The organism is Bartonella rhinolophi, assembly GCF_036576165.1.
Lineage (GTDB): Bacteria > Pseudomonadota > Alphaproteobacteria > Rhizobiales > Rhizobiaceae > Bartonella.
The window spans coordinates 1-15,118 of the sequence record NZ_JBAFWY010000007.1; the positions used below are offsets into that span (position 1 = coordinate 1).

Annotated in this window: 15 protein-coding genes and 1 tRNA gene; 13 read left to right on the top strand and 3 right to left on the bottom strand. The window is 32.7% G+C overall.

Translation table 11 applies throughout. The features are described 5' to 3' along the window. Window positions 1–452 precede the first annotated feature (452 nt). The 8 genes from V5N67_RS05250 to V5N67_RS05285 all read left to right on the top strand — a co-directional run bounded on the left by V5N67_RS05250 (window position 453) and on the right by V5N67_RS05285 (window position 8,273). Window positions 453–528: transfer RNA gene (locus V5N67_RS05250), tRNA-Lys, on the top strand. Between the two features lie 386 nt (window positions 529–914). Further along, complete coding sequence (locus V5N67_RS05255) at window positions 915–1,802, top strand: septal ring lytic transglycosylase RlpA family protein (RefSeq protein WP_332060850.1); 888 nt, start codon at window positions 915–917, stop codon at window positions 1,800–1,802. A 363-nt stretch (window positions 1,803–2,165) separates the two neighbouring features. Beyond that, complete coding sequence (locus V5N67_RS05260; RefSeq protein WP_332060851.1) at window positions 2,166–3,341, top strand: D-alanyl-D-alanine carboxypeptidase family protein; 1,176 nt, start codon at window positions 2,166–2,168, stop codon at window positions 3,339–3,341. Window positions 3,342–3,361: 20 nt separating this feature from the next. Beyond that, window positions 3,362–4,006 (top strand): dTMP kinase, encoded by a 645-nt coding sequence (tmk, locus tag V5N67_RS05265; protein WP_332060852.1) that lies wholly within the window; start codon window positions 3,362–3,364, stop codon window positions 4,004–4,006. After that, window positions 4,003–5,058 carry a DNA polymerase III subunit delta' gene (locus tag V5N67_RS05270; RefSeq protein ID WP_332060853.1) on the top strand — a complete coding sequence of 352 codons (1,056 nt, stop codon included), beginning with the start codon at window positions 4,003–4,005 and terminating at the stop codon, window positions 5,056–5,058. Before tmk ends, V5N67_RS05270 begins: the two co-directional genes overlap by 4 nt. Window positions 5,059–5,118: 60 nt before the next feature. Beyond that, window positions 5,119–6,678, top strand: coding sequence for a methionine--tRNA ligase (gene metG / locus V5N67_RS05275; RefSeq protein ID WP_332060854.1), 1,560 nt, complete (start codon window positions 5,119–5,121; stop codon window positions 6,676–6,678). Then, window positions 6,668–7,441, top strand: a complete 774-nt coding sequence (locus V5N67_RS05280) for a TatD family hydrolase (RefSeq protein ID WP_332060855.1) — start codon at window positions 6,668–6,670, stop codon at window positions 7,439–7,441. The genes metG and V5N67_RS05280 overlap by 11 nt, the downstream gene beginning before the upstream one ends. Window positions 7,442–7,451: 10 nt before the next feature. Next, entirely contained in the window at window positions 7,452–8,273 is an 822-nt protein-coding gene (locus V5N67_RS05285; RefSeq protein ID WP_332060856.1) for an MBL fold metallo-hydrolase, read from the top strand. Between the two features lie 656 nt (window positions 8,274–8,929). Here V5N67_RS05285 and V5N67_RS05290 read toward each other — a convergent pair. The 3 genes from V5N67_RS05290 to pcsA are packed head-to-tail and all read right to left on the bottom strand — an operon-like array spanning window position 8,930 to window position 11,210. After that, window positions 8,930–9,364 (bottom strand): DUF6163 family protein, encoded by a 435-nt coding sequence (locus V5N67_RS05290; protein WP_332060857.1) that lies wholly within the window; start codon window positions 9,362–9,364, stop codon window positions 8,930–8,932. After that, on the bottom strand, window positions 9,361–10,407 hold the full coding sequence (locus tag V5N67_RS05295) for an enoyl-CoA hydratase/isomerase family protein (RefSeq protein ID WP_332060858.1): 1,047 nt from the start codon (window positions 10,405–10,407) through the stop codon (window positions 9,361–9,363). The genes V5N67_RS05290 and V5N67_RS05295 overlap by 4 nt, the downstream gene beginning before the upstream one ends. An 11-nt stretch (window positions 10,408–10,418) precedes the next feature. Continuing rightward, entirely contained in the window at window positions 10,419–11,210 is a 792-nt protein-coding gene (gene pcsA, locus V5N67_RS05300; RefSeq protein WP_332060899.1) for a phosphatidylcholine synthase, read from the bottom strand. A 170-nt stretch (window positions 11,211–11,380) separates the two neighbouring features. On the opposite strand from pcsA, the gene V5N67_RS05305 reads away from it, so the two are divergent. From V5N67_RS05305 to sodC, 5 genes are all read left to right on the top strand, one after another. Then, entirely contained in the window at window positions 11,381–12,607 is a 1,227-nt protein-coding gene (locus tag V5N67_RS05305; RefSeq protein ID WP_332060859.1) for a UbiH/UbiF family hydroxylase, read from the top strand. A 12-nt stretch (window positions 12,608–12,619) separates the two neighbouring features. Next, complete coding sequence (locus V5N67_RS05310; RefSeq protein WP_332060860.1) at window positions 12,620–13,093, top strand: NUDIX hydrolase; 474 nt, start codon at window positions 12,620–12,622, stop codon at window positions 13,091–13,093. Window positions 13,094–13,376: 283 nt separating this feature from the next. Next, window positions 13,377–13,721 carry a hypothetical protein gene (locus V5N67_RS05315; RefSeq protein ID WP_332060861.1) on the top strand — a complete coding sequence of 115 codons (345 nt, stop codon included), beginning with the start codon at window positions 13,377–13,379 and terminating at the stop codon, window positions 13,719–13,721. Further along, window positions 13,699–14,022 carry a hypothetical protein gene (locus V5N67_RS05320; RefSeq protein WP_332060862.1) on the top strand — a complete coding sequence of 108 codons (324 nt, stop codon included), beginning with the start codon at window positions 13,699–13,701 and terminating at the stop codon, window positions 14,020–14,022. The genes V5N67_RS05315 and V5N67_RS05320 overlap by 23 nt, the downstream gene beginning before the upstream one ends. Window positions 14,023–14,514: 492 nt before the next feature. Then, window positions 14,515–15,042 carry a superoxide dismutase [Cu-Zn] SodC gene (sodC, locus tag V5N67_RS05325; RefSeq protein ID WP_332060863.1) on the top strand — a complete coding sequence of 176 codons (528 nt, stop codon included), beginning with the start codon at window positions 14,515–14,517 and terminating at the stop codon, window positions 15,040–15,042. Window positions 15,043–15,118 lie beyond the last annotated feature (76 nt).

The following is a 15,118-nucleotide window of genomic DNA, read 5'->3' on the forward strand; positions in this document are numbered from 1 at the left end:
GATTTATTTAATTTATATCAAAAATTATGAATTATAGAAAATATATTTAAAGTTATGATGGAATAAATATTTTGTTTATATAAGAATTATAACATTAAAATTTTTCAATAAAATATTTATACTTTTTGTTAAGTACATTCAATAACGATTTTTATTGTTATTTATTTTTAAATTCAGTTTATTGAATTTATTTGTACTTCAATTTATCCAAATAGTTTTGAAACGTTCACAATTTTTATTTTAAGAATCAGAAGTATCTTTATGTTTAAGCTACTATTTTTATTCAAGTTTTGAAATGATAAAAACTATGTATGCAGTGGTAAAGAAAGGAAAAAAATTAGAAAAATATTGATAACTCAAAATAAAAATAATATTTTTTTTAAAAAGTATTGACCAAATGAAAAGTCAACCGTATGTTCCACCTGTTTTTACAAACAATGTGATTTGTTTGAGAGCGCGTAGCTCAGTTGGTAGAGCAACTGACTTTTAATCAGTAGGTCCAGGGTTCGAATCCCTGCGCGCTCACCAAATTAATAATATTCCCAAATTTCATGAAAACGATGAATATTTATTGAGCTAATTGTTGTTTTACAGTTATTGTTTGCATGGATCAGAGCAGTTTATTGTTGCTTATATAGAACCATTCTAGTTATTCACAGCTTATATTATCAAATTGTATTTTTATTAATGCGTTGATTTTATTATGATTTAATCCATTCTAATGTTTTCTCGGTAGCATTTATTTTTAACAACAGACAAAAAAAATTAACATTATATTAATTTCTTGATAAGTGGTGTATTTCAGAAATACCATAGAGGGAAATGGTTTACGAGTGTGGATTTTTTATTGCGTATATAGAAAGTGTAATTTGTTTTTTGCGTTAAATAATTAACAAAAATAAGCGGGCTGAAAAATGTTTTTAAATGACAAAGAAAAATTTACTTCCATTGTTAAATCAACATGTCAATTTGCTTTTGTGGGGACTTTTTCTCTGTTATTAGCATCTTGTGGCACCAAAAAAACAGTACCTACAACACATTTTGCAGTAAAAAGTCTGGATAATAAGAAATCAACAGATTCAAAAATTGTTTTCTCATCTAAAAAAGTTTCAGATAAATTGGATAAATCAAAAAGACAGAGTCGCGGGCGAGCTGTTGTCGGTAAACCTTACAAAATAAAAGGAAAATGGTACTATCCTCAAGATGATCCAACTTATAAACGTGTTGGGCAAGCATCGTGGTATGGTTCAGATTTTCATGGACGTTTGACTGCTAATGGTGAAATCTACGACATGAATCTCTTGACTGCTGCTCATCCTACAATGCCTTTGCCCAGTTATGCTCGTGTTACTAATCTAGAAAATGGCTCTTCACTCATTGTTAGAGTGAATGATCGCGGTCCTTTTATGAAAGATCGAATTATTGATTTATCAAAACGAGCTGCAACAATACTTGGTTATGCAAATGCGGGAGTGACAAATGTTAAAGTGGAATATATCGCTAAAGCACCCGTTGATTATTATGATAGCGCTTATTTAATGGCTTCTTATACACTTAAAGATAATGCTTCATCTTCATTAGTATTGGCAGCTTTACCAAAAGAAAAAGAAGATATCATGTTAAAGGGATTCGATGCAGATAGTCAGAAAAAATCAGCTGAAGTTATTGCTGAACGAAAGCATTTAGAGAAAATTATTTTAATAAAATTACCAGAAGTTGGTCCTATTTTAGTTGATAAGCCGATATCGTTTGGTCAAGTGGCTTTTATGAGTAAGCTGAACAAAAAGATGAAGATAAATTAATTACAGCTATTTAAAAAAGTATATTAGTTTTTAAATGTATACAATTTTTAAATTACAAGTGATCAAAAATGAATAATTATAATAATTCACTCATTTTAAAGAAAAATTAAGTTGAGTGTTATTATAGAAAAATGGCTATTAAAAATCCTTATTATATTCTGAGTATATCCAAAATATTAAGAATAGATTTTTTAAAAGAAAAAACAATGTGGTATACTGATTTATTCTTATGGTGCTGAACAAAAAGAGATATCGATTCTAAATTTGCAGATGATTTTTTCTCTGCAAAATTTAAACAGAACTTTTCTTGTACAAAAGTATTCTTTATGCTGATTCTTTAAATATGGGAGGGGAGAATCGGTTATGTATATTGTATTAAGGATTTTATTTGCCTTATTTTTTGCGTTGACGTTGACTGAATGGGGGAGGGCAAAAAATTTTCAAACTTCTGCATCACAATTGCTATTATTAGATGGTGATACAGGCACAATACTTTTTGAAAAACAAAGTGATATTGCTTTTTTTCCTGCTTCATTAACAAAACTTATGACGGCTGAAGTGGTATTTCATCAATTAAAAGAAGGGTTATTAAGCAGTGCACAGACATTTAAAGTGAGCGAAAATGCTTGGCGTAAAGGTGGAGCACCATCTGGTACAACCACTATGTTTGCAAAAGTGAAAACAGAAATTAGTGTTTCTGATCTTTTGCGGGGTTTAATTGTTGTTAATGGAAATGACGCAGCTATTATTCTTGCTGAAGGGATATCGGGAAGTGAGGCTGATTTTGTAAAATTGATGAATCAACGAGCTAAGATACTCGGATTATCACATAGTCACTTTGTTAATGCAACGGGGCTTCCTGAAGAAGGGCAGTTTGTAACATTGCGCGATATGATTGTATTAGCGTGTCACATTGCTCATGAATATTCCGATTATTATGCGCTATATCGTGAACCTCATTTTACTTGGAATAATATTTTTCAACGTAATAAAAACCCTCTTATTTCTAAAAAAATTGGTGCAGAAGGATTTGGCTTTGGTTATAGCGAAAAAGAAGGTTTTTCAATGGTTGCTGTCGTTTATAAGAATCATCGACGTCTTTTTTTAGCAGTAAATGGTTTGCAGGATGGTAAAGGGCGTACAAAAGAAATAGAACGCATTTTTCAATGGGGAATGGTAGCTTTCGATCTTAAAACAATTTTTACAAAGGGAGAGACGGTTGGTCATGCTTATGTTTATGGTGGATCACAAAGCTTTGTTCCACTTGTTGTTAAAGAACCGATAAATTTTATGCTTTCGAATGAAAAAGAAATTAATGTTAAAGCAAAAATTAAATATCGCGGCCCGTTGAAAGCTCCTATTGTTTTAGGTCAACAGATTGGCGTTATTCAAATTTCAGAAAATAAAAAAATTCTTTTTGAAAGACCAGTTTGGGCTGGAGCTCATATCCAAGAAGGAGGCTTCTTTACAAAAATAAAAGATGCATTCTATGAAATAACAATTGGATGGTTACGGAAATATTTTATAGTACATGCTTAAATAAAAATTAAGGTTTATACGTGTCAGGTTATTTTATTACATTTGAAGGAGGGGAAGGAGTAGGAAAAACAACGCAAATTTCTTTGCTTGCTCAGTATCTTTGTAGCAAAGGTTATGATGTTGTTATAACACGAGAACCAGGAGGAACAGCAGGTGCAGAAGCAATACGTCATATTTTGTTATCGGGGCAGGCTCAACACTATGGATCTTTAATTGAAGCAGTGTTGTTTACAGCTGCGCGTGCTGATCATGTTAGCGAAGTAATTGCCCCTTCTTTGCAAGAAGGTAAAATCGTTTTATGTGATCGCTTTATTGATTCTACACGTGTTTACCAAGGACTTAATAACGCGGTAAGTTCTCGTACTCTTTCTGTTTTAGAATGTGTTGCTGTAAATGGAATAATTCCTAATTTGACATTTTTGCTAGATATACCAGCAACGTGTGGTATGGAGCGCGCAAATTTGCGAAGAAAAGAAACAGAAACAATTGATTGTTTTGAAAAAGATGAACTAAAAATTCAAGAACAAAGACGTCAAGCTTTTCTTCGATTAGCAAAACAGGAGCCTGATCGATTTCGTGTAATTGATGCAACGGATGCAGTAGAAGCTATTGCAAAAAAAATAAGAGATATTTTCCATCAGGTAATATTGGGTCATTTTCTATGAATGATGTAAATTTTTTGCGTCAATATGACGATATCGATACAGTTTTATCACCTTCACAGAATAATGTTATCTTTGGTCATGGAGCTGTTCGTCACTTTTTGGCGCAAATGTGTAAAGAAGAATGTTTACCTCATGCATTATTATTTGAAGGAGAGCAAGGGATTGGAAAAGCCACATTAGCATTTCATCTTGCTTGGAATATTTTAAGCTCTCAAAAAGATCAGTTTTTACAACCAGAGTGTAATTCGATCACATGGCGTCAAATTATGCGTGGCAGTCATCCTAGTCTTTTATATATTTCGCGTCGCTTTGATTTAAAAACGCAAAAATTCAAAACAGGTATACTCATTGATGATGTCCGCGATATTATGTATTTTTTACACCAAACATCGCAAGATAGGGGGTGGCGTATTGTTATCATTGACCCCGCTGATGATATGAATAGAAGTGCGGCTAACGCAATTCTCAAAATACTTGAAGAACCTCCTGCAAAGACTTTATTTGTTATTATTACGCACTCTTCAGGAAAATTACTTTCAACAATTCGTTCACGCTGCCAACAAATCTCTTTGCGTCCATTGCGTGATAATGAGATGAAACAAGTTATTGCACATATTTTTTCTAATCAAGCTGTAACTGATGAAGAGGCTATTGAGACGATTATTCAAAAATCCAAAGGGAATCCTAGGAAAGCAGCTTTGCTTATTTGCCACGGTGGACTTGAAATTATTAAAACCATTGATACTCTCTTAGAACAGTTGGTATACAATCCAACTATCGTACATAATTTTGCTCAAACACTTTCGTCTCTTTCTTCAGGTATTCAATTTCAACAATTTTGCGATGAAATTCTTGATAAAATTCAAAAAAGAGCTATCATTTTAGCTAAAAAAGGAGATTTTTTTCTCTCAAAAAAATGTGCACAAGCGTGGCAAGAAGTTCATCAAGAAATATGGGAAATGCAATTATTTAATCTTGATAAAAAGCAATTCATTATTAATCTGCTTTTTAAAGTTCATAAGATCATTCAAGAAAAAGAGCTTTTTCCGTGACAATATAACTAATAGGCGTTATGTCATTATATCTTTATTACGTTTTACAATGAGTATGGCATGCGTGATACATATTATATAACAACTCCAATTTTTTATCCTAATGGCACTCCACATATTGGACATGCCTATAGTGCGATTGCAAGTGATGCTTTGGCTCGTTTTCAACGCTTAGATGGCAAAAATGTATTTTTTCTATCTGGTACAGATGAGCACGGTTTAAAGATGCAACAGACAGCAGAGATGTTAGGTATAACGCCCAAGCAACTCGCAGACCGCAACAGTGCTGTGTTTCAAAAAATGCTTGCAGTATTAAATTGTTCTAATGATGATTTTATTCGTACGACAGAAGAGCGGCATTATCAAGCTTGTCAAGAAATTTGGAAAAAAATGGAAGCTAATGGCGATATTTATCTTGGCTGTTATAGTGGTTGGTATTCAGTTCGTCAGGAAGCTTATTATGAAGAAAAAGATACTGAAGTTGGAGAAGACAAAATTCGCCGTGAAAAGGAGTTAGGTTCTCCAGTTGAATGGAATGAGGAAGAGAGTTATTTTTTTAGACTTTCTCGTTTTGAAAAAGCTCTTCTTGAGCACTATGAAAAATATCCTGATTTTATTACTCCTACTGAACGGCGTAATGAAATTATAAGTTTTATCAAATCAGGCTTAAAAGATATCTCTATTTCACGGACAAGTTTTAATTGGGGAATTTGTGTTCCTAATAATCCAAAGCACGTAATGTACGTTTGGGTTGATGCACTCACAAATTATCTTTCAGCGATTGATTTTTTTGATAACAATTCAAAAAAGCGTAATTTTTGGCCTGCGAATGCGCATATCATTGGTAAAGATATTATCCGTTTTCATGCAGTTTATTGGCCAGCTTTTTTAATGTCTGCTGGAATTGAATTACCTAAGCGCATTTTCGCTCATGGTTTTTTACTTAATCGCGGTGCAAAAATGTCAAAGTCCATTGGAAATGTAGTTGATCCTTTTGCAATGGTTGATCATTATGGTCTTGATCAGGTACGCTATTTCTTTCTTCGTGAAGTACCATTTGGGCAAGATGGCAGTTATAGCCATGATAATTTTGTAAATCGCATTAATGCAGACCTTGCTAATGATCTTGGTAACTTAGCGCAACGATCTTTGTCTATGATTGCTAAAAATTGTGATGCAAAAGTTCCTACACCAGCTGCATTTTTGATTCAAGATGAACAGCTTCTAGAACAATCTCTTCAAGCGCTTGAGACTGCACGTCAAGCTATGTCCTCTCAGAAAATACACTTGGCGCTTTCAGCTATTTTTTCAGTCGTGGCAGATGCCAATCGCTATTTTGCTAATGAACAGCCTTGGAGTTTACGGAAAAATAATCAAGAAAGATTCTGTACCGTTCTTTACGTAACTATAGAGATTTTGCGGCGGATAGGAATTATGTTATTACCTTTCATACCACAGTCAGCTGCTAAAATTCTTGATAGTCTTGCAATTGCTGAAGAAGATAGATTATTACATCACGTAAGTCACTCAAAAATTCAAGAAGGTCTTGACCTTCCTTCACCAGAACCAATCTTTCCTCGTTATATACTTAAGAAAGACGATATTCATTATGCTGATTGATACACATTGTCATCTTGATTTTGAGAATTTTGTACAAAATTTGGATGATGTTATACAACGGGCTTTAGATGCTGATGTTAAACGTATGATCACGATTTCAACACATGTTCATAAGTTAGACAAGCTTTTAGAAATTACGCAGGCATATGATCAAGTATTTTGTTCTGTTGGAACGCATCCTAATTATGCTCATGAAGAACAAAATATTACAGCCCAAGATCTTATTCGTCTATCGAATCATCCTAAAGTTGTTGCATTTGGAGAAGCTGGTCTTGATTATCATTATGATTATTCTTCACCAGAAGAGCAACAGAGGACTTTTCATGAACATATTATCGCTGCTCGAGAAACACAGCTTCCTCTTGTTATTCATTCACGCAATTCTGATACAGATATGGAAAAAATATTGCGTGAGCAGGTAAAAGAAAGAGCCTTCCCTTTCGTATTTCATTGTTATTCATCTGGAATGCAACTTGCTCGTGCTGGTATTGAGCTTGGTGGCTATATATCTTTTTCAGGTATTCTCACTTTTAAAAATGCGCTTGAAATCCGTGAAATAGCAAAAATTGTTCCGTATGAGCGTTTATTGATTGAAACAGATGCGCCATTTTTAGCACCAGTTCCTCATCGTGGTAAAACAAATGAGCCATCTTTTGTGCGTTATACAGCAGATATTTTAGCTGAAACTATTGGTTTAACTATTGAAGAAATAGCTCAGATAACGACAAAAAATGCTTTTCGTTTATTTAGCAAAATGAAATAAGGTAAAAGGTATGTTTGATCGGTATCGATTTACAATATTAGGCTGCGGTCCCTCTCCAGGAGTTCCACGTCCTAATGGCGATTGGGGAGCTTGTGACCCGAATAATTCCAAAAATAAACGTTATAGAAGTTCTTTATTGGTAGAGCGTATTCACCAATCAGAAAAAAAAACAACGATTGTTATTGATACTGGTCCAGATTTTCGGTCACAAATGATCGATGCACGTGTGAGTCACCTTGATGCTGCTCTTTATACACATTCTCATGCAGATCATACTCATGGAATTGATGATTTACGCAGTTATGCACTCGCACAACAATGTTTAATAAATATTTATGCAGATGTGTTTACATTAGGGCATCTGAAAAATTCTTTTAAATATTGTTTTCAAACGCCAAAGGATTCATTTTATCCGCCTATTTTAAAAGCGCATCTTATAAATGAAGATAGCCAATTTATAATTCAAGGGCAGGGTGGTGCAATAGCCGTTAATACGCATTTACAATTTCACGGTGCTACTCATTCTTTAGGGTTTCGTATTGGTAATGTTGCTTACTGTACAGATGTGAGTACATTTCCCGAAAAAACATTACCAAAATTAATGGATTTAGATATTTTGATTATTGAAGCTTTTCAATTTGAATCTCATTCAAGCCACCTTTCTGTTGAGCAAGCGTTGCAATGGATACAATATTTAAAACCAAAACAAGCTATACTAACGCATATGGATAGATCGCTTGATTACAATGAGCTTGTAAACTATATTCCATCGCATGTTAAGCCTGCATATCAAGGGCTTGTTTTTGAAACGGAAATACCAACCATTATTTAATATTAAGACAATTTTGAGTCATTATTTTGTTTTTTTATATACAATTATGTCAAAATAAAGATAAAATTGTCGCCTTTAGCTGCTTCCAGAAAACATGATACGTTCAAAAATTTTGGGTATATGTTTATGCAATATTGCTTAAAGCCTAATTTTTGAAATGAATATTGAAATGAATATAAATATCCAATAATTAAAATGTTCCAATATATAGACAAACTTTTGACATAATTTTGTTTTTAAAGTGACTACTGTGACACAAGTGTGGTTAATGTGTTTAAAAGTAGGCTTACCTTCTATTTAAATTAATGTTTCTCCTATTCTATACCACATTGTCGCATAATATATATTATGGAATATTTTAATAGAAAGGGTATATGATTATGAAAATATTTTGGGGAATAATAGAAGTTGTAATGTCTATATTGAAAATATTTTGGATCATATAAAAATAGAAAGGGTATAATTATATGTTAATAGCATCATTTTTTGGAGCGTTAGGATCATTAATATGGATCTTTTCAGCGAAAGCAACTAGCTCTTGGGATTTATGGTGGGTGCCATTCTGTTAAAAAGTTTCTAATGAAAAGCTACTCTACGTAAAAGACAAAATCGAGTCAATAATTGAGGCTCGGTTTTGTTTTTGTATTTGGTAATTTTTAGACATTATCAGCAGAATCAATAGTATGATTCCTTTTAAAAAAGATCATTATAATTTGCAATATTATAAGAGTTAAAAATAATATTCCATGAAATAATGACATAAATAGCGGATAAATAGAAGCAGAGTCAGAACACAGAACTGTTATCACAAATGTTTCGGTAAAGACTGCAATACACCATAAGACGATTCCCCACGGTGAGTACATCCAAAGTCCAATTAACGCGATAGGATAGATAATAGCTAATGTTCCTGATAAAAATTGCCACTGCCATGGCATAAGATCAAAGCGCCATAAAACTCCTGGAAATACACCAACAAGTCGTAACCAATAAAAGATACCCAGTCCGAAGCAAATTAAAGCTAATAACCGCAAATAAAAGTTATAAATTAAATTAATTTTTGCAATCTGTTTTTGAGAGATATCTATCAAAGCAATAATTCTCGTTTAACGGGTTGAAAATAAGCATCTATTGTTTTACTTGTTACCTTTGAGAGTTTATCTGGATGCCACTTAGGTTTTTGATCCTTATCAATTAACATTGCACGTACACCTTCACGAAAATCATGTGAATTAATCATATGATGTGCAATACGGTTTTCAATTTTCATACAATCTTCCAAAGTTTGAAATGACTTTTGTTTCATTTGTCTCCAGATAATTTTTAAACTTGTGGGAGAACGTGATTGTAAAATATCATAACATTCTTTGGCAAATAATAATCCTTCCTTGCTTTTTTTATAAAGCAATTTCATACATTCTTCCAACGTATTTGTACCAAAACAAATACGAATAACATGACGGATTTCATGGTTTGTTTCATAATCTTTTGTAATTTCTCGTTCTTTTAAAGCTAAGATAGGATCACCTTGTTCAATGATAGATTTTTTAATGATATCTAGTTCAGCCTCAGGAACTGCATGAGTTGCTAATCCTAAATTTAAACAATCTCCCCATTTTATACGCGCACCTGTTAATGCAAGATAAACACCAAAATAGTCAGGAAGACGTGGCAAAAAAAAGCTTGCACCAACATCTGGGAAAAATCCAATAGCACATTCTGGCATAGCAAACAGTGTATTTTCTGTCACAACTCTGTATGAACCATATATAGAAATACCTACTCCTCCTCCCATACAGATACCATTCAAAAGAGAAATATAAGGTTTTGGAAAACGCTTAATATAAGCATCTAAGCGATATTTATCACTAAAATACTGATAAGAAGAGTCTGCTTTTCCCATATGGTAAATTTCTACGACATCTCCGCCAACACAAAAAGCTCGTCCCTCCCCTTCAATTAAGACACAAGAAATATCATTATCTCTTTCCCATGTGTTAAGAGCTTTTTTTAAAGCGGAAATCATCTGATGATTAAGAGCATTTAGTGCAGAAGAACGTGTAAGCTTTATAATACCAGCATGTCCCTCTTTTGTAAAAGAAATGTCATTATCTGCCCCAAAATCAATTTGCATCTTTAATTTTTCTAAAAATACCTATTATTGTTTGCGATATTTTTCTGTGCACCCAATTGAGGAAAAAGCTGCATAATAGCGCCAATACAATATATATAAATACCTGTTATAGAAATTCCTATCTTAACCCAATATGGAGCATTTAGTTGGTAAAAAAATGCAGCAACACCAAAAGAACACCATAAGAAAAAAATTGAAAAATTCAACCTACGTAAACGAATAACTCTTATTGGATGAATAAAATAAATTGGTAAAAAAGATATAATTGCAGATAAAATAATAATAGTAAAGGCAATCCACTCCCCTGGTCTTACTACAAAAAGCATAAAAATCACCATGTTCCAAACTACAGGAAACCCTTTAAAGAAGTTTTCTTTTGTTTTCATTCCAGTATCTGCATAATAAATGGCTGACGAAATAACGATGATCGCGCTTAATAAAAATGATAAACTTGACCCCATAAAACCACTTTGATAAAGTGCAAAAGCTGGAATTAAAACATAAGTCACATAATCAATGATGTTATCTAATAGCTCCCCAGACCATGTTGGGAGTACGTATTTAACATCAAGTTTGCGTGCAATTGGCCCATCGATACCATCAACAAACAGTGCAAGACCGAGCCAAAAAAACATGGCATTCCATTCTTTTTCAGATGCAGATATAAGAGATAAAAATGCTAAAAATGAACCAGAAGCTGTTAATAAATGAACAGAAAAAGCCCTCGCTTGCGGCATTGTTACTGTTTTATGACGCAAAAGATCAGCTTTAGTTTTAATCTTTTTTGTTAGTTTACGTTTCAGAGTTTTCTTATCCTCATTCTAAAAGTCTTCATTATTTAATACATTAATACACTATTTTTTTTTATGACATGATTCATATGTAAAAAAAGCATAAAAAAGTTACTTCTTTATATTGCATTATTTATTACGGAATATAATAGAGAAAATTTACGTAATGAAAAGAGATAATTGTGACATTAAAAAAAAGTAAGCATAAAAATATTACTGTTATTGGTGCAGGCCCAGTTGGTATGTTAGCAGCGCTTAGTCTTGCACATAAGGGGTATTCTGTTTTTCTTATTGGTCCGCTTACCCATGTAGATGAATTACGAACGACAGCTCTTATGACTCCAGCAGTTCAGATGCTTCAAAAAATTAATGTTTGGAATACTCTTCAACGTCATGCTGCAGCTTTATCTTCCATCAGAATCGTTGATATAACATCTAGAGTTGTGCGCGCTCCCACAGTAAATTTTTGTTCTGCTGAAATTGGTGAAAAGGCGTTTGGTTATAATATTCCTAATATAGAATTAAATAATGCCCTAGCTGATGCAGTTACACATATGCCAAATATTATAAGATTTTTTTCTTTGGCAAAATTTTTTCATCATCAGCAAGATCATATACGCATTACTCTTTCAAGTGGTGAAGTCATTCAAACACCGCTTGTTGTTGCTGCTGATGGACGACATTCTCCAACGCGAGCAGCAGCTGGTATAGGCATAAAACAGTGGAACTACTCACAAACGGCACTTGTTTTAAATTTTTCACATGAGTTTCCTCATCAAAATACCTCAACTGAATTTCATACAGAAAATGGTCCATTTACGCAGGTTCCACTGCTAGGACATAGATCCAGTCTTGTATGGGTTGTCAATCCTTCTCGCGCTAAAGAATTATTGAGTATAGATTCAAAAGCGATTGCAAAAATAATCGAAAATCAAATGCAGTCAATGCTTGGAAAATTGATATTAGAAACACCAATTCAAGCATGGCCTCTTTCAGGACTGATCTCTCATCGTTTTGCTGCTAATCAGACGATTTTAGTGGGGGAATCAGCCCATGTTCTTCCTCCTATTGGAGCGCAGGGATTAAATTTAGGGTTTCGTGATGTGCAAACTTTAATTGATGTTTTACCCAAACAAGTACTCAATTTTAATTCTAAAGAGATTGTTACACATTATAATCAAATCCGCAGACCTGATATATTTATCCGAAGCACCTCTGTTCATATGCTTAATTATGCGTTACTTTCTCATTTGTTGCCTGTTCACATTATGCGAGGTATTGGATTTGGGTTGTTACACCACTGCTCTCCGTTGCGTAATTTTTTTATGCGAGAAGGCATATCTCTTGGTTATGGGTTAAAAGAAATTATGCCAAAATTCCCAATTAAATTTCCTAAAAAACTACATTGATATGATAAAAAAATGAATGGTACTGACATAGCTTATAATAAGTATATTTTGCTAAATAATGGGTATTTTTTGCAAATTGGTGCGTTAATTTATCGCATAAAAAATAAAAATCTTGAATTTCTTCTTATTACGAGCAGAGGATCTGGTCGATGGATCATACCAAAGGGATGGCCAATGCCTAAAAAATCTTTTTCACAAGCTGTATTACAAGAAGCTTTTGAAGAAGCTGGAGTGCGGGGTGTTAGTGAAACATCTCCTATAGGTATGTATGAGTATGAAAAATCGGATTTACCTAAAGGAAAAAATCGCAAGCTATGTGTTTATGTTTTTGCTGTACTTTATTTGTATCAAGAAGAAAAGTGGCCAGAAAAAAATCAACGTATGTATGAATGGGTTACAGTGTCAGAGGCTGTAAACCGTGTTCGTGAACCACAACTTAAAAAAATTTTATTGCATTATAAACCTCATGAAAATTCATGCGCGTAAAGTTCATCAATCACATATCTTTTCTTTGTATCAGCTGCTTGAATAATATGAATATTGTATTTTAGAGATACAATTTTGTTAAAGGTTGATATTCATAACACTTTTTTTGATAAACTAATACGGAAAAAACGTTTTTAATTCATAAACTTACATTTTAAAAAGCTTACGCTGTTAAGCATAGTATTAAAAATGAAATAGTTTAGGGAACCTGTCAGCAATACAAAGGTTAATTTAGCGTATGAGGTTAATATATAAAAGCATCGTTTAAATAGATGGTGACAAGATGAGATTAAATAAAAAATTAAAATTAAATATTTTTTTTATAATGATCGTATCTATCTCATTTACAGTCTCAGATTCTATAAGTGAGGTTTTTTATGATCCTTCTTGTCAAATCTCTACTTATTCTTTTTCACAAAACATTACTAAAGCAGGACAAAATTCATTTACTGCTTCGCAAATTAAAAATTATCTCATACAAAATGGTTTCAAAAATATTAAACGATTGCGTCTAGATGATAAAGGTATTTGGCGCGCTTTAGTGGAATTTAAAAAATGCTATTTTCTCATATCAGTCGATTATTCTGGGACATTTAATATCCAAAGTGAAAGAAGAGAATATGATTGATTTTAAAATTTATAGCAACATCAATTTAAAAAATTGTGAGAAAAAAATTTTTAAAAATATGTGCTATTCTCTTAAAGAATCTGCACTTATTGGGGGTTTAAATGGGAGTGTATCAGGAGCAATTGCAGCAATTCTTGCAGCTTATGGTTATATTGCTCTTCCAGGGTTTGGCCCAATTATTGCAATGGGGATAAGCGTAGCACTCCCTGTTGGTACAGTAATTGGTGCAGTGGTAGGCTCAATAATAGGCACTTTTATTGGCACATTTTGCATCATTGTAAAAAATTTATATACATCATGAAATTGTTTCTTTTTTAAATTTTGTGATGAGTATGATTTTTTCATTATAAAAATATTTGTAATCAATATGTTAAATGTCACAATTTTGAATAAAGTTTACATCATATTATAAACAAAATGCTGATTTAATCGTAAATATCTTTCATTCAGTTTTTCCCTCGCGCTTTTAAAAAATCTGCTTCGTTTGGGGGCATAGTTTTTAGAGCAAGGCGATAGTCATAAAGTCTGTATTTTTAATAAATAGGAAAATTTTTTTAGATCAGCAACTGTGTAAAGATTAAATCGTTTTGCATTTATGAAAGTTTTAAAAACTTTTTTAATCATATTTTTTAAAGAAAAGAATACTCCATTTATAGGGAGAAAGCGCTGTTTACTCAATTAAACTAAAGTTACCGAAAAATTTCACGGCAATGAAATATAAATTCCAAAATTTACATTAAGTATTCAAAGCATTAATAGATTTTTTATTAAACTAAATACAAAAAGGTGCTCTATGAAAAAAAACTTCTTTTTTTTATTAGTCTTATTCATATCTTTTACTTACAATTCTATTACATTTGCAAATTCAATTCAAGTAAAAATTTATGAACTAGAAGAAGATAACATAAAAAAACCCATAGGTATAATAACAATTGAAGAAAATGCACATGGTTTAATTTTTACACCAAGTTTATTTTCGCTTCCAGAAGGTTTTCATGGTTTTCATGTACATATGAATCCTTCATGTGACACAAAAGAGGGCGTAATTGGTGGCGCGGCAGGAGGACACTATGATCCACAAAATACTAAAAAACATCTTGGACCTTATAATATTCATGGCCACTTTGGTGACTTACCTGTACTTTATGTTGATGATCAAGGTCGAGCAACAATGAGCGTTCTCGCACCGCGAATTAAAAAAATTTCTGACATTAAAAATCGTGCATTAATAATTCACTTAGGAGGAGACAATCAATCAGATAAGCCATTACCACTTGGCGGAGGTGGTGCACGTTTAGCTTGTGGAATTATTGAAGAATAATAACAGTAGCAGTGGTTTTTATCCATTAACGAAGGAAGTATTTGTAAGATAACCAAAATCTCTCATCAAGAATAGG